This is a genomic window from Rheinheimera texasensis (genome assembly GCF_964031785.1).
Classification (GTDB): domain Bacteria; phylum Pseudomonadota; class Gammaproteobacteria; order Enterobacterales; family Alteromonadaceae; genus Pararheinheimera; species Pararheinheimera texasensis_A.
The window spans coordinates 52039-73683 of record NZ_CAXIRE010000021.1 but is presented as its reverse complement, the minus strand read 5'-3'; the positions used below and the strand labels follow the sequence as shown (position 1 = coordinate 73683).

Annotated in this window: 25 protein-coding genes; 20 read left to right on the top strand and 5 right to left on the bottom strand. The window is 50.1% G+C overall.

The window, feature by feature from the left end:
- From ABNT34_RS11825 to ABNT34_RS11740, 18 genes are all read left to right on the top strand, one after another.
- Positions 1–264 (top strand): hypothetical protein, encoded by a 264-nt coding sequence (locus ABNT34_RS11825; RefSeq protein ID WP_348731859.1) that lies wholly within the window; start codon positions 1–3, stop codon positions 262–264.
- Positions 261–527, top strand: coding sequence for a putative phage tail assembly chaperone (locus ABNT34_RS11820; protein ID WP_348731857.1), 267 nt, complete (start codon positions 261–263; stop codon positions 525–527). Before ABNT34_RS11825 ends, ABNT34_RS11820 begins: the two co-directional genes overlap by 4 nt.
- A gap of 41 nt (positions 528–568) precedes the next feature.
- Positions 569–715 (top strand): hypothetical protein, encoded by a 147-nt coding sequence (locus ABNT34_RS11815; RefSeq protein WP_348731855.1) that lies wholly within the window; start codon positions 569–571, stop codon positions 713–715.
- Between the two features lie 12 nt (positions 716–727).
- The gene (locus ABNT34_RS11810) at positions 728–2986 is read left to right on the top strand and encodes a phage tail tape measure protein (RefSeq protein WP_348731854.1); all 2259 of its coding nucleotides are present in this window, start codon (positions 728–730) and stop codon (positions 2984–2986) included.
- Positions 2983–3327 (top strand): DUF2590 family protein, encoded by a 345-nt coding sequence (locus tag ABNT34_RS11805; RefSeq protein WP_348731852.1) that lies wholly within the window; start codon positions 2983–2985, stop codon positions 3325–3327. Before ABNT34_RS11810 ends, ABNT34_RS11805 begins: the two co-directional genes overlap by 4 nt.
- A complete protein-coding gene (locus ABNT34_RS11800; RefSeq protein ID WP_348731850.1) occupies positions 3311–4498 on the top strand; it encodes a baseplate J/gp47 family protein in 1188 nt (395 codons plus the stop codon). Before ABNT34_RS11805 ends, ABNT34_RS11800 begins: the two co-directional genes overlap by 17 nt.
- The gene (locus tag ABNT34_RS11795) at positions 4495–5079 is read left to right on the top strand and encodes a hypothetical protein (RefSeq protein ID WP_348731848.1); all 585 of its coding nucleotides are present in this window, start codon (positions 4495–4497) and stop codon (positions 5077–5079) included. Before ABNT34_RS11800 ends, ABNT34_RS11795 begins: the two co-directional genes overlap by 4 nt.
- Positions 5079–5894: a phage tail protein gene (locus tag ABNT34_RS11790; RefSeq protein ID WP_348731846.1), complete on the top strand. Its 816-nt coding sequence runs from the start codon at positions 5079–5081 to the stop codon at positions 5892–5894. Before ABNT34_RS11795 ends, ABNT34_RS11790 begins: the two co-directional genes overlap by 1 nt.
- A gap of 2 nt (positions 5895–5896) precedes the next feature.
- A complete protein-coding gene (locus tag ABNT34_RS11785; protein WP_348731844.1) occupies positions 5897–7036 on the top strand; it encodes a hypothetical protein in 1140 nt (379 codons plus the stop codon).
- Between the two features lie 2 nt (positions 7037–7038).
- The gene (locus ABNT34_RS11780; RefSeq protein WP_348731842.1) at positions 7039–7464 is read left to right on the top strand and encodes a hypothetical protein; all 426 of its coding nucleotides are present in this window, start codon (positions 7039–7041) and stop codon (positions 7462–7464) included.
- Between the two features lie 10 nt (positions 7465–7474).
- Positions 7475–7897 (top strand): hypothetical protein, encoded by a 423-nt coding sequence (locus tag ABNT34_RS11775; RefSeq protein WP_348731840.1) that lies wholly within the window; start codon positions 7475–7477, stop codon positions 7895–7897.
- On the top strand, positions 7897–8775 hold the full coding sequence (locus ABNT34_RS11770; protein ID WP_348731838.1) for a hypothetical protein: 879 nt from the start codon (positions 7897–7899) through the stop codon (positions 8773–8775). The genes ABNT34_RS11775 and ABNT34_RS11770 overlap by 1 nt, the downstream gene beginning before the upstream one ends.
- Positions 8772–9341: a hypothetical protein gene (locus ABNT34_RS11765; RefSeq protein ID WP_348731836.1), complete on the top strand. Its 570-nt coding sequence runs from the start codon at positions 8772–8774 to the stop codon at positions 9339–9341. Before ABNT34_RS11770 ends, ABNT34_RS11765 begins: the two co-directional genes overlap by 4 nt.
- Positions 9338–10963 (top strand): hypothetical protein, encoded by a 1626-nt coding sequence (locus ABNT34_RS11760; RefSeq protein ID WP_348731834.1) that lies wholly within the window; start codon positions 9338–9340, stop codon positions 10961–10963. The genes ABNT34_RS11765 and ABNT34_RS11760 overlap by 4 nt, the downstream gene beginning before the upstream one ends.
- Before the next feature lie 29 nt (positions 10964–10992).
- Positions 10993–11367: a hypothetical protein gene (locus ABNT34_RS11755; RefSeq protein WP_348731832.1), complete on the top strand. Its 375-nt coding sequence runs from the start codon at positions 10993–10995 to the stop codon at positions 11365–11367.
- Positions 11368–11377: 10 nt separating this feature from the next.
- A complete protein-coding gene (locus ABNT34_RS11750) occupies positions 11378–12076 on the top strand; it encodes a hypothetical protein (RefSeq protein WP_348731831.1) in 699 nt (232 codons plus the stop codon).
- On the top strand, positions 12076–13962 hold the full coding sequence (locus ABNT34_RS11745) for a hypothetical protein (protein WP_348731830.1): 1887 nt from the start codon (positions 12076–12078) through the stop codon (positions 13960–13962). Before ABNT34_RS11750 ends, ABNT34_RS11745 begins: the two co-directional genes overlap by 1 nt.
- A gap of 346 nt (positions 13963–14308) precedes the next feature.
- Positions 14309–15181, top strand: coding sequence for a BRCT domain-containing protein (locus ABNT34_RS11740; RefSeq protein ID WP_348731829.1), 873 nt, complete (start codon positions 14309–14311; stop codon positions 15179–15181).
- Positions 15182–15735: 554 nt separating this feature from the next.
- On the opposite strand, the gene ABNT34_RS11735 is transcribed toward ABNT34_RS11740, so the two are convergent.
- Positions 15736–16113 (bottom strand): hypothetical protein, encoded by a 378-nt coding sequence (locus tag ABNT34_RS11735; RefSeq protein WP_348731828.1) that lies wholly within the window; start codon positions 16111–16113, stop codon positions 15736–15738.
- Positions 16114–16653: 540 nt separating this feature from the next.
- On the opposite strand from ABNT34_RS11735, the gene ABNT34_RS11730 reads away from it, so the two are divergent.
- Together ABNT34_RS11730 and ABNT34_RS11725 are read left to right on the top strand one after the other, a co-directional pair.
- Positions 16654–17157 carry a DUF2726 domain-containing protein gene (locus ABNT34_RS11730; protein ID WP_348731827.1) on the top strand — a complete coding sequence of 168 codons (504 nt, stop codon included), beginning with the start codon at positions 16654–16656 and terminating at the stop codon, positions 17155–17157.
- 211 nt (positions 17158–17368) lie between these two features.
- Entirely contained in the window at positions 17369–17662 is a 294-nt protein-coding gene (locus tag ABNT34_RS11725; RefSeq protein ID WP_348731826.1) for a BrnA antitoxin family protein, read from the top strand.
- Positions 17663–17867: 205 nt separating this feature from the next.
- Here ABNT34_RS11725 and ABNT34_RS11720 read toward each other — a convergent pair whose 3' ends face one another.
- The 4 genes from ABNT34_RS11720 to ABNT34_RS11705 all read right to left on the bottom strand — a co-directional run bounded on the left by ABNT34_RS11720 (position 17868) and on the right by ABNT34_RS11705 (position 21641).
- Positions 17868–18497: a DUF4145 domain-containing protein gene (locus ABNT34_RS11720; protein ID WP_348731824.1), complete on the bottom strand. Its 630-nt coding sequence runs from the start codon at positions 18495–18497 to the stop codon at positions 17868–17870.
- A gap of 48 nt (positions 18498–18545) precedes the next feature.
- Positions 18546–19199: a hypothetical protein gene (locus ABNT34_RS11715; protein WP_348731822.1), complete on the bottom strand. Its 654-nt coding sequence runs from the start codon at positions 19197–19199 to the stop codon at positions 18546–18548.
- Positions 19200–19225: 26 nt separating this feature from the next.
- Positions 19226–19624, bottom strand: a complete 399-nt coding sequence (locus tag ABNT34_RS11710; RefSeq protein WP_348731820.1) for a hypothetical protein — start codon at positions 19622–19624, stop codon at positions 19226–19228.
- A gap of 298 nt (positions 19625–19922) precedes the next feature.
- The gene (locus ABNT34_RS11705) at positions 19923–21641 is read right to left on the bottom strand and encodes a potassium/proton antiporter (RefSeq protein WP_348731818.1); all 1719 of its coding nucleotides are present in this window, start codon (positions 21639–21641) and stop codon (positions 19923–19925) included.
- Positions 21642–21645: the final 4 nt, after the last annotated feature.

The following is a 21645-nucleotide window of genomic DNA, read 5'->3' as shown; positions in this document are numbered from 1 at the left end:
ATGGAATTAACCAACTGGATACTGGTGATTGTGGGGCTAATCAGCCTGGTGCTTGCCGTCATGGTGCCGCTGATCGGGCACCTATACGGCACGGTGCACAAGACCAGCAAAGAGTTAAGCGACCATAAGACGCACGTTGCCGAGTACTACTCGCCAAAAACTGAAGTAGAGAAACTGGGTGAGCGCATCGAGCGGCAAATGAAAGACGGTTTCGACAACCTCAAAGAACTATTAAACAACCGAAGAGATAAGGACGCAGCATGAAAAAGACCATCGTATTAACCATCGCAGGTACAGATTTTAGCTTTGCCGTAACGGCGCAAGACCACAACAGCTTTGTGGATGCAGCGGCCCGCCGTGAATCCATCACCGCGTCAGCGCATAACTTGGTGATGCGTACCATCGAACCGGCACAAAAAGACGAGCTGAAAAAGTTACTGGAACAATCGCCAGGTGCGGCCGTGCAAATTGCTTCGGAGCTGGGCGCCGAGTTCTCGCCAGTACTGGAAATTGCCGTAAAAAAATAACGGAGCTGGTCGCAGCGCTGGAAAACAACCAGCTGGAACAAATGCTGGCGCTGCGCCGGCATTGGTTACCAGGCGAAGACGATAGTGAAGAGTCGATAGCCCGCGCCCTGTGGTTGCACAAAAACCACTTCGAATCGTTAGAAGCTATCACCGCCAATGGCGTTAACCGCGCCTTCAGCGGTAAATAAACCGGGGCACCCATGAGTTTACCTGCACCACTGATGTTCACTGTCGGGCTGATTGACCAGATAACCAAGCCGATCGCCAAAATCAGCAACCGGTTAAACGACCTGTCAGCCAACTACCAGGCGGGCACCATGCAAATGGCGAGCGGCATCGGTGGCGTGGTAGCAAGTGGTTATGCCCTGCAAAATGCCCTGATGCCGGCCATTGAAATGGACCGGGCATTGGGTGAAGTAGAGTCATTGGGTGTGCGTGACAGTGCCCTGAAAATGCTGGCTCAAAATTCATATGACTACGCGCTGAAATATGGTGCATCAGCAGTCGATTTTGTGCGCTCAAGCTACGATATCCAATCTGCCATTGGCGGCCTAAACGATGCTGATTTAAGCCGATTTACAATGGCCTCAAACGTACTGGCCAAAGCCACCAAAGCCGATGCGGCCACCGTGACCAGCTACATGGGCACCATGTACGGCATCTTTAAAAATGATGCTAAAAACATGGGTGAGGGCGCTTGGATAGAGCGCGTCACCGGCATGACAGCCAGCGCTGTCGTGGCATTTAAAACCGACGGTAAAAAAATGTCGGATGCTTTTGCAGCCCTCGGTGCATCGGCAGGTCTTGCGCCGCTAGAAGAGCAAATGGCCATCATGGGCACCCTGCAGGCCACGATGGAGGGCAGCGAGTCGGCCACCAAGTACAAATCATTTTTAGCCGGTGTGGGCAAAGCGCAAAAAGCACTGAATCTGCAGTTTGCTGACGCCAACGGCAATATGCTGCCAATGATCGACATCTTGAACAAAATAAAAGGAAAATACGGCGACACCATCAGCGTTGCCGAAGGTGATCAACTAGCCACGGCCTTTGGTTCGCAAGAGGCTGTTTCCTTGGTGAAATTGTTGCTCAATGACGTCAATGGCCTCGCTGGTTCCATCAACCAACTCGGTAAAGTCAACGGCATGGAACAAGCCGAAAAAATGGCCGCTGCCATGACAGACCAAAGCGAGCGGCTTTCCCAAAGCTGGTTTGTGATCCGGGCCGCGTTCGGTGCTGCAATTCTGCCGGCGTTTAACCAATTCGTTGGCAAACTAGCCAGCATGAGCAGTTCAGTTATCGACTTCACAAGCAAGTTTCCAAACATCACGCGCTGGCTGGGCTACTTCGGTATAGGCCTGTTGCTGGCAGTCGCAGCAGGTGGTTTGGTTACGCTGATGTTAGGTGCTGGAAAAATGGCACTTACAACATGGAAGTTGGCCGCGGATGCAGCCGCATGGGCCGGGACTAAATATACCGCCGTTATGAAGACGATGAGAGCTTGGACGTTAGCGGTAAACCTTGCGATGGCTGCAAACCCAATCGGATTTCTAATCGCCGGTATTGCTCTCGCGATAGTCGCTGTCGGGGCGATTATTTATTACTGGGATGAACTCAAAGCCACTGTTTCAGAATGGGGCTGGATAAAAGCGGTTGGCGATTTTTTTGGGGAAATGATAACAGGCATCCAAAACCAGTTTATCAGCTTTTACAACTGGATAGCCGGCAAGCTCAACACTTTGCCAGGTGTCGACATCGAACTAAAGCCAATTGTCGGGCCAGTGGATACACAGAAACTGCAAAACGCAACCAAGCTGCCTGAAAACATGCCAAACCAGCAGGCCATGCCGCAATGGATGCTGCGCCAGGCGGCAAACGATACTGGCGCATTTAACGGCGCTTTGCCTAAACATGCCGGATCACTAACAAAAATGGGCGTACCGGAGCCGTTAAATCAGCAGCTGAACGTGCAACGCAATTTGCCAAAGCCATACCAGCCAGAGGCCGTCACTCAGCAGCAACAATTGCAACTGGTAAAACCTGCAGCCTATGTGCCGGAGCAGTTAAGCCAGCAGCTGAATGTGCAACGCAATTTGCCGAAGCCATACCAGCCAGAGGCCGTCACTCAGCAGCAACAATTGCAACTGGTAAAACCTGCAGCTTATGTGCCGGAGCAGTTAAGCCAGCAGCTGAACGTGCAACGCAATTTGCCGAAGCCTTACACACCGGAAAAACTCCAACAGCAACTGGATATTAAGCCGGTTGCAACAGACATGCTGACCAGCACCATCACGCCGAAATACAACCAGCAGGCAGCGGCATCAGCACAAGCGGTTAGAAAGGCGACCCAGTCAGTCAGTAGCGGCAAAACCATCAGCTTTGGTGATGTGATAGTGCAGAACCCGCCGAAAAGCTTCAGCCTGGCAGAGCTTGCCGATCAGCAGGAGTTACGCACCGCATGACACTGCAAAAATACAGCGATTTATTCATCAACAAGGGTGCGTTGGCACTGGATACGCTGCCACAGCCAGAACTGATCACCACCCGCGCCAGCATTGCACAGGACGTAAAGCACATGCTGCTGGAATCCGGATTGGTCACAAAGCTACTGGCCCAGCGTAGCCCAGCGCTACGCAATGACGTGTATACCGCCATGGAACTGTTGATAGAGACAGACACACGTTTAGTGCCTGGCACCATTGAAATTGATGCCAGCAATGAGCAGCAAATCCTGATCACCGCCACAACTTACGAATTTGGCAACATGACAGCAGAGGTAGAGTTAAATGCGGCCAACAGTTGATTTTGAAAAACTGCTAGCAGAACAGGGCATGCCAACCAGCACGGAAGGTGTGATTGCGCTGTTAGAAGCCGATGTAACCGCGGCCAACTCAATTATTTCCAACAATAGCGCCATGAGCCCATTTTGGCGGCTGTTTTCTGCCTGTGTGGTCACTCCAGTGCTGTGGCTGATTAAAACGCTGCTGGCAAACCATGTACTGCCAGCCATGTTTGCGGCCACTGCGACCAAAAAATATTTAGAGCTTAAAGCGTGGGACGTAGGTCTGACGCGAAAAGCTGCAGTAAAAACTCAGGGCAATATCAGTTTTACCAAGCTGGATATCAATGCACCGGTTGTGGTTGAAGCGGGCACCATCATCCAAACCGACAGCACCCTGGGCGCCGTCTACAAAGTTGTGGTGCTTAACAATACGCTGATCCCGACAGGCACTTTAAGTGCGCCGGTATTATGTGAAGCGTTGGAAGCCGGTGCAGGTTATAACCTGCCAGCTGGTTTTTTTAATGTCATGCAAAGCGTTGTGCCAGGCATTGACTCAGTCACCAACGACGCCAACTGGATTACGCGATCTGGCGCAGACCTCGAACAAGACGAAGCATTAGCGTTGCGCATTCGGGACCAGTTTGCCAGTGTGGGGAATTACCATATCGACGCCGTTTACCGTGCGGCCATTGCCAGTTTTGCCGGCATTCAAAGTGATTTGCTTTTTTTCGAACACAACGCACCGCGCGGGCCAGGCACAGCAAACTGCTTTGTGATGATGCCGGTCGGTGAAACACCATCAAGCCTGATAGACAGCATCAACGACTACATCACCAACCAAGGCTATCACGGCCATGGTGATGATCTGTTGGCGATTGCCATACCGGCCGCGCCGGCTGATATAGAGCTGGAGTTCTGGCACCGCGAAAACCTGAGCGTGGAGGAAATCGACGCACTGGAAGCTGGTATCGAAGCGCGGGTAAGGGCGGCTTTTCGGGAGTCAGATTTATATCCGGATATCACGCGCACCTTGCCACAAAGCGTGTTCGCGTTTTCACAGTTAATTCAGGAATTGCACAGTGCATTGCCGGGTTTAAAAAGCATTCGGTTTACCACTGAAGACATTGAAAATGCCCTGGTGCTACCACGGATTAACAGCTTAACCATCACCAATAGCGGGGTGGCGCCGTGAGCATTAACCACAGCGAAGAAAGCCCGCAGCTGCCAGCACTGAACCTGCCGTTTTGGATGGACGGTAAAACTTTAACTGAGAGCCCAGAGCCACAGGAACCGGCCATGCTGACCACTGGCATGCAAAGTTTTTGGCAGCGTGTGCATGGCTGGCTGTTGTGGCCACTCACCCAAAGCGACCCGTTGACCTGTTCAGTTGACATGCTGCATTTACTGGCGTGGGAGCGGCGAATAACCCGTTTTCGCGATGAACCATTGTGGCTGTATCGCAAGCGTGTGGCCTTTGCCTTTGTTAACGCCAAAGACGCCGGAAGCACCCAGGGGTTTATCAATATTTTTAACCGCTTGGGGGTGCCGGTAATAAGCATCGCTGAGCGTCAGCCAGACAAAGACTGGGATGTGGTTTCGATTGAAATAGATGACACCTCAGTATCGAGTGCCGCACTGATGGCCACCATCATTCAGGACTATGGCCGCACTTGTCGCCGTTATGAGTACGTCTCAAACAAAGCGACGTCCGTCATTTTGGCGGTGAGCGAAGTCAATGCAGATTTTCAGACACTAACCGCGAGGGCCAGTTAATGGCGCGTTTAACCACCATAGGCGAAACCATGGTTGCTGCAGCTGTAGGCGTAGGACCAGAGCTGGAGATTACCAAATTTGTATTCGCTAACATTCCGGGGCTGGTACATACCGCCCCAGAGCCAGCCAACGAACCAATGCCAGCACCAGCGCACGTTGTGCATCAAAGCGCACCAACGGGCCAGGGCATCATCGATGACAACCGCGTCACTTACGCAAAGATGCTGACCACGGAAATAGGCAATTTTAGTTTTAACTGGATTGGGCTGGTTTATACACATCCGGTCAACGGCGACCAACTGGTGATGTTTGCCTATGTACCGCTGACGCAAAAAGTAAAAACTGCCGGCGCATCGGTTGGCAACGTGATCGTGAGAAACATGGTGATCGAACACCTTGGCATTGCGAACGGAGTGCCGATTGTCGTATCGGCAGAAAGCTGGATGTACGATTTTAGTGCTGAAATTGCAGCGATTTCTGAAGAGTTGACCGAGTTAAAAGAGCGCGTCACGCACAAACTGGTGCACAACCCAAACAACTACACAGCCGCCGGCGCCGCCCAGCGTGAAACCATCGTGTTTGATCAAGGCCAATCAAAAACGGTGACGCTAGACGCCGCAAACCTGATAGCTGGCGACGTGATAGAAGTTCACAAGCTGGCAAAAGCAGGGCGCATCGACATCGTGGGAACCGTCAATATCGTGTTGCCAAACGGGGTGAGCGAGCTAAACCACTGGCTTCCAGCTGGAAGATCTGGAGTATTAATTTTTGAGTGTGTGGCAGCAAACCAGCTGCGATATGCAGGGGGATTTTAATTATGGATTTGAGCCTGTTAAATGGTGGCGGTGTTGTGCCAGTCAATTCATTCATTGATCTTTATGAGTTTGAACCAGTTGTAGAGCGGGATGGCGCCACTTATTTTCGCACTGGTTACGTATCCAATGCGGTGGAGAACTACCCATTGGCCACTAAGATGTCATGGTTGTACCCTCCTGCTGACGGCACAACATTCGCGTCGGCACAAACATCGCAGATTGAATATCGGTTCAGCCGATGGATTATTGCGCGGTCATACGCCTCTGGCGGCGGTCAATTTCAAATCGGCAGCTCGACGGATTATACGAACTGGGCAGACAACGCCACAGCCACACTGACCGTGCAAGCAACATCAGCACCAACATTGGTCTGGGACAGTGTAGGCAGTGCACTGTGCTGCTATGTAGCAAATCACGCTAACAGGTTCAAAACAACCAATGGGACAGCATGGACGCCTGAGGCGATCAACGGTTTGGCAGGCCATGTCATTGATGTTATCCGCCTACCGTCTATCTGGGTGGCATTGACCAGTGCTGGCATCTTCAGCAGCACCGACGGCCTAAATTGGACACAGCGCCAGGCGTGGGCAGCTAATGCGGTCACCGATGCTGGCAAGCTGGCTGTAGATGAAAGTAACAATATTATGGCCATGCTGTCCGGCATGTCTGTCTATTACAGAAGCGCGAACGGCACCAGCTGGACGTCGCAGAACTGCCCGGCGAACCACACAGCTACCGGCCATGTGGCATTCGGTAACAGCAAGTGGCAGACGGCGTTCAAAAACACCATCAGAAACGTGACCGTGGCCGCTATTGCAAACAACATAACCACGTGGACGCTTGGCGAAACTGCAGGGGTAGCAGGTCGCTGGAACTCTGAACTTAGTGTGTGGCTGGGCGATCCGCGCGGCGGCAGTCAAAACCCACAGATGTACTCAAAAGATGGTCTTAATTGGATCACTACGGCGAATTCAATACAAAGCGTCGGCGGCTGGACTGTGGTAGGGAACAAAACATATGGGATGCGCGTTAATAGCAACATTACTTACAACAGCGCTAGCCATTTAGGCAATGCAGTCGGCCTGCCGTATAGCCTTGGCTCTGTGACAATCAACGCAAACAAGTATTTAAGGGTGAAGTAACCATGGAAGCATTTTTTGTAGGCGATCCAGTCTATGCGCCGCTGGACAACCGCACCATGTACAAAATTAAAAATCAGCAGATCACCGCCAACGGGCAGCCAGTGCAGTTCTTCGCTGGAAATCACTATTGCCAGCCGGGTGACACGATCCAGATGCAGGGCGAAATTGCCGATGATGCCGGCAATGTGCAAACGCAGATGAACTTGCCTATCACGCTGAAAATGCCACTTATTCGCCACGCCAATGGAAAGCCAACTCAAGACGAAATCTATTTGAACGTCACGCTGCAAGACGGTGTATTGACAGCGACGGGGACTATTCCGTGGTCAGGCGACTGGAAAATTATTATCGAGCGCAACAACGAAGCCATACAGCGCATCGGCGCCAACTGGAAGTTGCAGCACGAAGACATCACCTTTTTAGCGTAAGGGGTTAACCATGAAGGTAGCGTTTTATCGTGGCCGCAAGCGATTGGCCAACCGCATCATTGCCGACCTGACAGGCGGGCCGTTTTCGCACGTTGAAGTGGTGCTGGAGCAATACCCGAACGGCTGGGCGCTATGCGTATCAGCCAGCATGATGGACGGCGGTGTGCGGGTAAAACTGATTAACATCAGCACTGCTGACTGGTTAGTCATCACCGTGAACAAGGGCGTAACGGTCAGCGATGCATGGCAGTGGTTCTATCAGCACAGCAGCGCGAAATACGACTACACCGGTGCGATGCGCTACCGGGTGCCGTTTTTAAAGCAGAGCCAGAAAAAGAAATACTGCAGCGAGGCGGTGGCGGAAATACTGCAAATGCCAAAGTCGAACCACCCGAACGGGCTCTTTAACGACCTACAAAGGTACGTTGCTTAATGGCATGGCTGAACGCAAACGCCAACTGGCCAGCGAGCGCACAGGCCATATCTGACAGCACCGCCGAGGTACTCAACCAGGTCGGCGGTGTAATGTCGGACGCCATTGGCAGAGTCGCTGCCACTGAAGCAAAAATAACGATCAGCCGGCACGACTTAAGCAGCGAGGCAGAAGCGCTGCTGAACCTTCGCAGCCAACTAAACGATCTGATGGTGGAGGCCAAAACACTGACGGTAACACCGGCCGTTTATGGCTTAGGTAACGATGGCTTTTTATCAACCCAGCAGGCGATTAATGCCTTGGCCGCAAAACTGCGTGATAACGCAGACCGGCACACACCAGGTAATCAAACCCATGCTTTAGTGTTGCTGCTAAGTGCCGCATCACCGGCACAGTTACTAAGCCAGCTCACACCCATTTGTAATTTGTTAGCCGTGCCGACGTTGCTGGCCTATCAGCGCCAACTGCAAAAAGAAGCCAGCTTAGCTGCCGACAAAATGCAGCAAAATGCACCGGCACTGACGCCACGCTGGACACAAATAAGCGACTTGAATTTGCAGCCACTGAGAAGCGCCAGCACTTTGCTGGGTGCGCAAATCGCTCAGCTGGAAAGCCTGAGTGCTGATGCCGCAACGCCACTGACCAAACTGACCGCGCTGGCCAACAAACGCAGCGCATTAATTGGTGCACTGCAGACAGATTTAACTGCACTGCAGGGCGTTGCCGGCAGTATCTGGCGTTTTGCCTATAACGGCAGCGCAGCGGCGCTTGCCACAGAATTACAAAACACGGCCGCACCGGTAAAACAACCGGTGAGCGTGGCCATGGTGATCAGTAGCACACAGCCGTTGACGTTTTTTCAGGAGCTACTGCAATGAGCCAAATCGCATTAGACGGTGAACTGATAAACCTCAAAAGCTGCAAAATGGAACTGTCCATGCAGCTTGCAGATCAGGATATGTCCGGCCAGACATCGGCCACTGGCAGCAGCGAACAGGGCGACAAAGCCAAGGAACTGCGCATCAGCGGGCTTATTCCATTTACTGACAGTGCACAGTTGGCTAGGTTGTTTGAACTGGCCAGTGCCAAAGATGACAAAGGCAACAGAGTAGTGCGCCGTCTGGGGGCTGCCATTGGCCGCACGGCAAAAATCCGGCAGGTGAAGTTTCACGGCACCGTATCAGCGCCAGAACATCAAACGCTGATGGCATGGCAGGTGAGTTTTCAGCTGCGCGAATATTTGAGCGTGCCGGAAGTGACAGAACAGCGCCAGCCAAAGGCTGCGGCCAGCACAGCGCAGACCAGCGAACAAACAGCCAGCGTGATCCCAACAGCCGCCATGAGCCAAGAGGCGCCGCCACAGGTAGAAATTTCGTCGATTGAAAAATTCCTCAAGAACATCGACACAGCCATTGGCGCGCCGAAAGAAGAGGCCACGGCATGAAGCTAACCAAGCGCCTGACCATCGGCAGTACACAAACAGAATTCGTTTCGCACCACATTGTGCTGGAACTGTCGGCCGGCGGCCGTGGCATTCTGACGGTCAAAGGCGATGCCAGCAAAGGCCAACTGGTGAGCCTCGATATCGGCTATGACAATCAGTTGGTGCGCTACTTTACTGGCTACATCTGCAAAGTGACGCCTGCGGGAAACGGCACGAATAAAATTATGGTGCGGGAACTGGCCGGCATACTGGCCGAGCGTTTCCCGGTATCGATTCGCCACGCCACCATGCGCCAAGTGGTAAAACAGCTGGCCGAAGACAGCGGACTGAGTTTTATCATTCCAGAAGGTGCGGTATATACCGACACACCAATTGCCAATTTCACATCACAAGGCACGGGTTATCAGCTGCTGAATAACCTGTTTCGTGCCTTTGCGGTGCCAGATGGCGTGTGGTATCAGCAGCAAGATGGCCAGATTTATGTCGGCGGATACCAGCAATGCCGCTGGGCATCAAAGCCGGTAGAAATACCGCGTCAGCTCAGCCAGGAACAAAACAACAACAACTGGAAGTTACTGGCCATGCCAGCCATGCGCCCGGGCGCGATGGTGAACAACAACCGGATCAATCAGGTGGAGCTTTCAGGCGACACCATGACCATTACATGGATGACCAATTCGGCCGACAACAACCAGCTGGAACGCCAGGTAAAAACCGCTTTTCCGGAACTGGCCGGCGGTTACCATCTGCCGCGCTTCGCCCGCGTTGTAGCCATTTCTGACTTTGCTGCTGCAGGGGATATTAATAACCCTTACCGGCCCCGTTATGCCGTCGACGTGCAGTTGCTGGACGAAAACGGCCAGCCAGACACAGCGGTACCGGTTTATAAAGCCATCCCATTGCCGGTGATGTTTGCAGGCGCAGAGCAGGGCTTGCTGCAGTACCCGTTAGAAGGGGCACTTGTTGAAATTGGCTTTGCCTATGGCCGCGCCGACCAACCATTTATCCGGACAGTATTGGGTACCGGTTTTCCTTTGCCGGCGATTGAGCCAGGCGAACAGCTGCAGCAGCAACGTGCAGAGGTTTATCAGCGCACCGATAACGCAGGCAACCAAATAAGCGCAACAGACCAGCGCCAGGAGCACTGCGCATATCACAAAATCACTGCAGCCGATCTGTATGAAATCAGCGCCGGAACTGTGCATGCCAAAGTGGGCCAGCACTCCATTGAAGAAGTTGCCGGTAAGAAAGTGATTGAAGCGCTGGGCGCTGTTGATGTGTTGGCCGGTGATGATTTAACGCTTGGATCACTGGGCAACACCCGTCTGGCAACGGCGGGCGAGTTAACGGAAACCATTGGCAAGTTACGCCACTCAGTTGCTACAGAACTGCAGCGCTTCGAAGCAGCAACGCACTGGGCCGGCACCGACAGCGTGAATATCTACAACCTGTTGGATCAGCTCATGCAATGCGTGGCACAGCTCGCAGACCACTGCGCAAAACACAAACATTTAGTCGGTTCAACCCTGTCACAAGCGCCAGATATCGCCGCAAACATGACCAGCCGTAAAACCGATGCAGACAACCTGCACAACACGCTTGATCCGATAGTCGCTACATAAACGTCAGAGAAAATACAAAGAGGTTCACCATGTTTAATTTCGCAGGCAACAGCAAAGCCATCAACGCAGCAAACAAAATGTCGCTGCATGCCACCAACCCAGGCACCGGAACTAACCCGGCCGCAGGTTCTGAACTGACCGATGCACCATACGCCCGCCAAAACTGCGTGTTTGATGCGCCGGTCGCAGCTGTTACCGCGGCAGTGTCAGAACTAAACGCAGATGTCGTGTTTAGTTTGCACCTGACCAACAACCAGAACGCCCAATTTATCGGGTTGTGGGAAAACACCACCTATCTGGGATACATCGTGCCAGACGAGCCGTTTAACTTCACAGGCGCCGCAACTGAGCGCAGTTTTACGGTGCACGCCGACACCACGAAACTGATCCGCGACAACCCATAAGGGGTGCCACATGAGAACGCTGACTGAAGAGTTATCAAAACCCGAGTATGCGGCTTTAACTGACGAACAGGCCTTGTCAGCGCTGAGAGCTGTGACAGTTGGAGCGGAAAACCTGATCCCGGCAACGACAGTCAATCAGCTGTTTGCAAAGCTGGATTTGACTGGCTTTATTCAAGACATTGCGGCCACACATGACCATCAGTTCCGCCACAAAATGGCGTCGGTGATTTTGTCGATTGGTGGCGACCATCCGTTTAACTTCATCGGAGGCACCGCCGCGGGTGACGGCAATCTGGCCATGCTTGACAGTATGATTGCCAATTTGCCGGACTTGGCAGTGAAGCTGCAGCAGTTTCGCGCTGTGATGTATGACATGGCAAACAAAAAGCGGCCTTACAGCGGGGTGACATTGGCGGAAGTCATTGCCGCGCGGTCAGCCACTTTGGATGGCCAGTGGCACGAGTTAGCCGCAACAGATGCGCCCACATTCGTGGTTCGGTTGTCTGTGGGATTACCTGAGCACACTTCTATCGTGATCCAGATGCAAGACCAATATGATGAAGGTCAATCTGAGTGGTATCACGCAACAGCGTTGCATGGATTGTTAGCAGCCAGAGAATACACCGCAGCATTGCCGCACAACCTATACCCGCGAAAGCTGCGCTGGAAGTGTGACTACCAGTTAAATGCTTCAGTGAGTACAAGATAATGCCATTTGCAATATCTACTGTTGGCCAGGGCAGTTCTGTATTTCTCACGATGCCCGCCTGTTCCATTAATGCGGGTGCGAATACTGATGTCAGCGGTATTGAATTCGACATTAAGCCGATAGGCGGAAATGCGGCTGGTTTTTTTAATATCGCGGGGATCAGCAGCAATAACACAACGGCGCTGCGAATTGAGGTTGCGACTGGCATTTTGCAGTGGCGGTACAGTGGAACTGTCTATTTAGCCAGCGCAGCTGGCGCCGCCCCGATGAACGAACGTGCAAAATATGGTGCGGAATACGAAGAGTCTACGACGTCGCTATATCTGACAAAAAATGGCGTAAGGATCGCCGGCCCATATGTCGCCGCAGCGAACTCACTAACTACAAACATTGCATGGAATCAAATAGGACGGGTCGGTACATCGTCGCCATCACCACAGACATTTGAGCTGTATGGCGTTCGCACTTACGGCGGCAATGCGACATACCAAGCTCAGTGGGACGAAACAGGAGCCAGCGGTACTGGTGGGAACTGGGCAGATGACAGTGCAACCAGAAATATCACCATCACCAGCGCAACCGGCGCTGCTGATAGTTGGTGGATTTACTATGGCGGAGTCACACAACACCAAAGCACCAGCGGCACGGCTACGCAGGCGGCAACCAGCGTAGCAGACAACTCGGCCAGAAATAGCCAGCACCGGGCAACAACAGGCACAGCAACACAATCGGCAGGCAAGGTAGCAGACACCACGGCCAGAAATGGCCAGCAGCGGGTAACAGCTGGCAGTACTGCACAAACTACAATTGCGATAGCCACAACCGAACCGCTAAACAACCAGCACCACCAGGTAACAGGCACCACAGCGCAGGAATTCGCAGGCACAACTGACACAACGGCCAGTAACAGTCAGAACAAAGCCACCGCAGGAAACGCCGCGCAGATATATACAGCACAGGTAAGCAGCACACCCCTGAACAACCAGCACCGGCAAAGCGCCGGCCAGCTGCTGTCAGTTGCGGGCTTTATTGCAGATACCAGCTGGGTTAATACCGTTGACCTTGGCGATGTTCAGCACCGGGGAACATCGGGCAGCGCCGCGCAATCTGCAACGGCAAAGGCCACCACTTCAGCACTGAACAACCAGCATCACCAGAGCAGAGGCACCAGCGCACAGGCAGGCACTGGCACGGCAGACACGGCGGCCAGTAACAGCCAGCATTGCCAAAGCGCCGGCCAGCTGAGATCGGTCGCGGGCTTCATCGCCGGCACCGGCTGGGTCAATACCGTTGACCTTGGCAATATCCAGCACCGAAGCACATCTGGAAGTACAAAACAGGCCGCAAGCGCTACCGCAATTTCCACAACCAGCAACGGGCAGAACCGGCACAGCAGCGGGCGCGGATCAGCAAAATGTACCGCAACGGTGAGCACAAGCCGGGTCAATACCATTTTGCAAAAGGCCGTGTATATCCGGCGCATCGAATCACGGTCCATCACCAAAAAGATTTACCACACAGTATCGCGGCACAAAATCGAGCTGAAAACACAAAGCGGCGGGGGTTATATGCAGGAATTAAACTTTAAGCAGGGCGCCAGCGCGCTGCTGCAAATTGAACATACCATCGACAACGAGCCGGTATCAGGCATCAGCGATGCAAAGTATGAATTGTATGGCCGCACCGGCCAAGTACTTGTCACAAAAGCATTGGGCGAGGGTATCGAGTTCAGCGAAGGACTGATCGAAATTCAGCTGACAGAAGACGACACCGCGACGCTTTCAAGTAGTTATACCCATCAATGCGTAGCCAAAAACTTGGAAGGCCTGACGTTCTACCCACTGAACGGCGCCATAACGTTCGGTGCCACCAAGCCACGACTATAAGTGGCTGTATCGAGTGCAGTCATGTTCGTCTACACAACCTGGCACCATAGACAATCAGTTTTTAGTTCGAATCGGTGCAACAATGTTTCGAGTTATAAAAAAGCCCTATTGGCATAGGGCTTTCGGGAAGGGTCAACGTTAGCATTTTGACCGTGTGTTATGGAGGAAACACAACCACTACACTTTTGAATTCGCGCTCACAATTTTAGTGGTGCTTCTTACAACTAAGCAAGGCTTTAGGGTGTAAAAATAACCAGTATTGCCACCGGGCGAGCTCTGCTGCAGTGTAGTTATGTTCCGCTATTGATAACGGAATCTAAAAATAACTACCGATAAGGACAATCGCATGAGCTTGCCGCAAAACAATTCAACCTATGAGAGAAGGGCTGATTTTGAAAAATCGCTGAACTCACTGTTAGGTATTATTGAAGGCATCACGATAGACGGTGCTATCAACGACGAAGAGATCCAGTTTTTAGAAAACTGGATGCATGAACACCGCATCAACGAGTCAAACCCGCCTTACGACAAATTGCTACCACTGGTAGCAGAAGTTATTTCGGATGGGGTACTCACACAACAAGAGCTTCGGTTAATTAAAGTGACGTGTAATTCGTTGGCTGCACACGAATACTTCAGCACCATTACTGCAGATATTCAAAGGCTGCATACACTGCTGGCCGGTATCGCGGCGGATGCGACGGTTTCAATGGGAGAGCTTTCCGGTCTATCCGGATGGTTGGCAGAACATAGCCACCTCGAGAACTCTTACCCATACGATGAAGTCAGCACCAAAATAACAAAAGTGCTCAAAGACGAGCTGATAGACCTGCAGGAACAAAAGGAACTGCTGAGCCTGTTCGGTGAATTTGTTTCAATGCTGGATGATAAAACCATCACCAACCCAACAGTGAACGACAACAGCCTGTGCGAAAAAAATCCGCACATCGATTTAAATGGCGTGTTCTGTTTTACGGGCGCGTCCACCAGGTACAGCCGTTCGGAGTTTAAGAAAGTCATCACCGGCCTTGGCGGCAAAGTGACTGAAGACATCACCACCAGACTCAATTACCTGGTGATCGGCAACAAAGGCCAACCGAAATGGAAGTTCGGCAGTTACGGCAGCAAAATTGATGCAGCCATCAAGCTGAAGAAGAACGGCCACCCAATCATGATCATTCACGAAATAGACCTACACGCGGTGATCGACGCTGCATAACTGACCGCAAAAAGCTGTGCTGGCCGCGACGGCCAGCCAGTGAACGTTCACCCAGAAGTACCACACCAAACGCACCACAAAAGCCACCACGCCACGCGAATTAAACCGCATCACGGCAACGAATACGCACAAATAACCAAGCATAGAGCAACAGGGGAGCCGCTACGCGGAAAATAAGCCAACGCAAAAACCCCGCCACGAAATCCGGACTCTTCCACACCCTCCTTCGGGCTTTAAATGTTAATTTTTTTTCAGTTTTCTGAACGTGCATTTCATGGGCGCAGACCGCGCCATTTCTAAAGGCTTGCATGGATCGTGGATCTGAAAAGATCGCGCTTTTTTTCAGTGTTTTTCAGTTTTGGTGGGGGAAAATGCGTGTGGGCCCAAAAGCTAAGCCATTCAATTCATTACGATTTTCGTGGATTTCGTGGGTTTTTTCACTGAAGCCAGTTAAAAGGCTGTTTGAGAAATAGCATATAAAACAATGATATAGCCCATTTTAAAAATGAAATGAAAAACGGGCTTTGTGGCGGAACCCAGGGCGTGCGGTTTCTCTAACGCATGCGTTGGATCACGAGTGACGGCACACGGCTCCAGTCCACATGAGGTGCAATAAAGGGCCAGAACTGAATGCAGGCCAAATCAAGGATGCGGCCATTCTGTAAAACGATCCCTTCGGCGCAGATCGTCAATTGAGCCCGCTGCCATGGGGGCGGTAACAGGTGCCCGGAGCTGAGCATTTTCAGCTGATGGGTTACTTTTTTTGGCAGGCCATCGCGCAACCAGCGCCTGGCAGTGTGAATGCTCACCAAAAAGAAGGCGGCGATTTTGCTCAGATCAGGCACAGTTTTGACGGAAGTTTTGCTGATCACAGTCTTACAAAAGCCGGTTAGGAATAATAATTGGCTATCTTCTTTAGATTTTATTTGCATCGTTATAACTCTATAAATTCCATTTGGTTATTAAAAACGAATTTTCAGCAGCCGAAGAAAACTGAGTAAAATCAGCATCAAACCGCGAAAATTAGACGGAAACGTTAAATTAATAGAATATCTGTTTGGGGAACAGCCTGAAGTGTGTCAGGATAAAGTGGTGTGCTAGCAAGTTAAGACTTAATCACTGCATTTAACATAATATACATTATGGGATATTATATATGATATCAAAACAGCTATATTTCTATTAATATCAATATTATATGCATTTTTCTAATTTAAAAAGTTATCACCGTTTTATCCACAGAACTTGCCAGCTATCTGCAATTTTTCAATTCAAACAATCACCGTTGTGGATCAGTGCCACTATATGTCCGTTAATGTGTTGATTATGTGAAATGCTAACCTTGGTTTTGCTAGCTAACTTAGTCAAAGTTAAAGACTTTTCTGTGTTGATGATCTATGGCAAATTGCCTTTAGTGCTGCGCTGGTTTGCGTCCCAAGCACTGTTGAATTTTCACCGCTATGGAGAGCTTTATGTCTGATGCTGTACTGATATTTTTCGGCGCTATTTTGCTGCTTATCGTGCTGAAGCTGTTATTTGGCAAAAACAACGCAGCTGGCCAGCCTTATCCTTATGTTCTGAACAAAACGCTGTTTACGCCCGCTGAGCGTTCTTTTCTTGGCGTGCTGGATTTAGCAATTGCCGATCAATACCGAGTTTTTGGCAAAGTCCGGGTGGCTGATATTTTGTTACCAGGCAAAGGCCTGAACAAAAGCCACTGGAAAATTGCCTTTAATAAAATTTCCGCTAAGCATTTTGATTTTGTGCTGTGCAACAAACAAACGCTTGAAGTCATTGCAGTGATTGAACTGGATGACAAAAGCCATCAAAAAGGTAAAACCCAAAAACGGGATTTTGTGATCGCATCCGCATGTGCCAGCGCGGGATTACCATTGATACGGTTCGCGGCACAAGCCAACTACCAGGTAACTGAAATTCAACAGAAAATCCAGACAGAATTGTCGTTAAAAGACTAATAAAATCAGCGCCCTGCTTCGCTTTTGTCAGCTTTTTACAAAGCCACAAATGCATTGATGATCGCCAAGACTATGGCGAAACCCGAATTCGGGCGCTGGGCCTGCCTGATTGGATTAGCTAGCCGTGTGCATGCCATTGTGTTTACTGAAATCGCCGGTGGCATTCGCGTCATCAGCTTTCGCAAAGCGAATAAGCGAGAGGTAGTCGAATATGAAAAAACCAGCAGTGTCTGACCTGCCACTGGACGAGAATCCAGAGTGGTCTGCCGGTGATGTGGAAAAATCAGTGTCTTTTGCTGGTTTGCCTGCTGCTTTACGCTCGACTTTGTCTGGCCGCGGACGCGGTCAGCAAAAAGAGCCTGTAAAGCAACTGGTGTCTGTCCGTTATAGTCAGGAAGTGATTAATAAGTTCAAAGCCACCGGTACTGGCTGGCAGACTCGGATGGATAAAGCCTTGCTAGACTGGCTGGCTGAGCATGACCCAAACGAAATCCGCTTAAAGTGACTCAAACAAAAAGGCCCAATCGGGCCTTTTTTGCTTCTGGGTCTGAGCTATCAACGAAACGGGCTGGGGTTATTAGGGGGCAAAGCCCCCTGATGTAGCGCGGAGCGCGGTAACTCAAGGCCAGTGCCAGCTGGCCGCCGAAGCGAAGCTTCTCCCTGAAAAATGAATGATTTTCCGACTCACTAAAACATTTAATGTACAAATCTCAATCACCATCTCTCTTCTTTACCGCGTTTAAAGCGCCTTCAGGTAAAGTGTTGTAAAGCTCTCTAATTTTTTTAGGTCTAGCAATCCTATCTTCGATGATAAAATTTATCATTTCAAAAAGGCTATGTGTCATCTCTGGTCTATCAGTTAATTCAATCTCCCCAGGATGAACACCGTTATTACCAATCACACGACAATAATCTAACGCCTGTTGCACCTCAACAGGCAAACCGCCTTTAACGAGCGAAGCAATATCATCATTAATATTTTTGCCTTTTTCACCTAGTTCAATCATTAAATTCTGAACGCATAACCTTAACAAAGCTGCAGCCGCTCTTGGGGACCTACTGACTATGTCTCTTGCCTCATTGTACAAATCTACACAAGATGCGGGGGTATCGACATGGTGAGGTGGCACTGGAGCTTCGGATGGAACAATCATTCTGTTCAGAAACCAGTAACTTCTTTGAACGCAATGACAACATCTACTGCTTTTGAAATCTGTATATTTGTTAGGCCCAACACTAGAAGTAATTGCTAAGGTATCCCACTCTTGTTTGGCATAAACACCGCAAAGAGCACAATTAAAAGATGCTTCATTTAACTTCGGAGGATAGTACTTGCTCATTTAATTCTGCAACCTTAATACTTTATGATTTATGTTATTTTGAATGAATCAAGACTCTCTCTTACATTCAATTTTCATAGGACTAATTACATGCTCATCATCACTATACACCAACAGATACCCAACCAAAGCCGAACCATTATTTGCAAGAACTAAAGAAATACTTCCACGCTCTAACATCGATCTCGACTCGGATTCAAACACCCCAGAAAGTATTAAATTACGTAGCGAACCTTTTAAATTGTATGCTCTACCCTCGTTTTCGCCTTTTGTACACAACATAGTTCCTTCTATATTGTGACCTGTCCGTTTTAGGGTCAAAATAAACTCGTCTATAAGTGGTTCTTTGCGTGTAATAGTTACTTTTCTGTCTTTTCCATGATTAGTTTCAGAAGGTTTTTTTACATTATTTACCTGTTTACTATCACCGCCATCTACTTTTTCTCTTTCAATTTCTGCAAGAACTTTCTCTCTTTCCGAGGCTCTTGCTCTACTTATTAGAGAACGAACCCTTGTTGGATCAACCGAATATAAATTAAGCGACGCTTTCCATCTTCCCTCTATTTTTACATCTTTATAAACTGCATCTTCCCATGCAGGCACTAACGTATTTATCCAGATGCGTCTAAGCACAATTAAAAATGCACTAGTGATCAAACCAGCAACAACCCCGGTAAAAACAGAAACACTTAAAGAATCCAAACATTCCTCCTTAAACAAAAAATAAATTAGCTAACCAATGGAAACGTGTAATTATTTTTTCCGCTACACACGACAGTAAGTAACACACTGTCCTCTTCGCCACTTCGGATACGAAATTTAAAATTACCATGGGAAACCTCATTCAACTCACCTGAAAATATGATGCCTTGAGGTGGAATATAAAGTGTTATACCAACTCTTTGCGGTTGGCACGGTTTAAATTTATCTGTTTTGACTTCGAAGGTTTGAATCCCTGCTTTTGCATTTATCAGGCTCACGCCGCTATCAGCTGTAACGTTCCTAACTACTATGCCAAGCTCTATCACTTCCGCTTTCGTGTTTTTTCCGCGGAGGCTGTACTTGTTAGCATTCGACACTGAAGGTACTAACAGAAAACACAAAACAGCGAGTTTGAGGTATTTCATCTTCATCCATGAACTCAACGGTTAATAAAAGTATCTTTCAGGGTCAACTGCTCAGACTGAACCGAAACTACTAGTCCGGCACAGTAATAGCCGGACCTTGTTCCATTTTGGAACGATTGTTAATAGAATCACATAAAAACAGAAAGGCCCGATTTTGTAAACGGGCCTTTTTTAAGTCATTGTTATTTAACGTAATCTTTTCATTATGGGACATTTAGTATATCTAGTAAGTACATGAAAGTTATCATGAATAACTCTCCTAATGCACCAGCTACAGATACCTGTGAAACACCGGTTTTCAAGCCGGCTTTATACCAACCTGCAAAATACGATCTTGTTCATCAATTTGCCGCACAGTCAAAATGAGTTGGTCGAGCTGGACGTCGTCACCAACCACGACGCGGCGGAAAAAGCGCGCGCTGATATAGTCTGAGATGGATTGTGTTGGGTCCAACTGACCAAAATCTATGGTGTAGAAAGCGCCTAGATCGGCCAGTGTGATTTGGCCGTTGAGGACAAATTCACCGAAGAAGTCTTGTTTGCTTTGGCTGGCCTCAGCCGCGTAACTGGATAACACTTCGCTGACCACTGCACTGTCAGCGGCTTTGGCCATCACCATTAGCGTATCGTTAGCTTTAAAACGTGTGCAATCCAGGCATTGGATCCACTCGCCGTGGCGCACTATACCTAAAAACTGTACTGAAGATGGCACCGGTAACATGGTCCAGTCGGTGTCCAGTACCGGTGAATCGGCGTTTACCTGATACGCTAACACCTGCAGCACGTCTTTGCTTTGTGCGACTTCCAGCGGCATCACATAATCTGCGCCGGGGGCTTTTGGCACTTCCAGTTTTAACCAACGCGCGACTGGCGCTATCGACCAGCCCTGAATTAACAGCGATACAATCACCACGAAAAACGCCACGTTAAAGTACAAATCTTTATTGGGCACGCCGGCAAGCCAGGGAATTAATGCGAGGATAATCGGCACAGCGCCGCGCAGCCCTACCCAACTGATAAAAATCTGGTCACGTTTGGGGAAATGAAACGGCAGCAGGCTCAGCACCACGGCAAGCGGCCGCGCGATGAAGATCATCACCAGCGCCAGCGAGATAGCTGGCAGCAGATAGTCCAGCAGATCAGTTGGCGTCACCAGCAAACCCAACATCAAAAACATGATAATTTGACTGAGCCATGCCAAACCATCCTGCAAACGCAGAATATGTTGCACTGGGGCAAGCCGCGCATTGCCCACCAGAAAACCGGCAAGGTACACGGCCAAAAAGCCACTGCCGCCAAACTGGTTAGTCAGACCGTACAGCAACAAGGCACAGGAAATAGCAAATAACGGGAAAAATGCCGGGCTTAACGGTAACTTACGGCAAAGCCAAATCAGCGCCCTGCCTCCAGCCCAACCAAACAAAGCACCGACCAGCGCCTGCTGCACAAACACCAGCATAGTGCTCCAGCCAAGCGCCGCTTCACCTGCGACCACGCTGACCAGCGTAAAAGTCAGCATCACAGCCATCGGGTCGTTACTGCCCGACTCTATTTCCAGTGTCGACGCCACCCGTTCTTTGATATTAAGACCGGCCGACTGAAAAATAGAAAACACCGCAGCGGCGTCGGTCGAGCTTAGAATTGCCCCAAGCAACAAGCCTTCTAATAAAGTGAGCTTAAACAGATACATGGCCGCGAGGCCCAAAATCAGACAGGTAATGACGACGCCGACAGTCGCCAGCGCCGCAGAGGGTGCTAACACCACTTTGACCCGGTCAGGATGCGTGCGCATCCCGCCATCAAACAAGATAATAACCAGCGCGACTGACCCTATCAGCAGCGCCACGTCAGGATTTGCAAATTGGATGCCCAGAACCCCATCTTCACCGGCCAACATGCCCATCAGCAGAAATATCAACAACAAAGGCGCACCAAAGCGCGCTGAGATCAGAGTTGCAATAATACTGACGGTGAACAGCGCACCAAAAATCAGAATATTGAGGTTGACTGCATCCAATAAA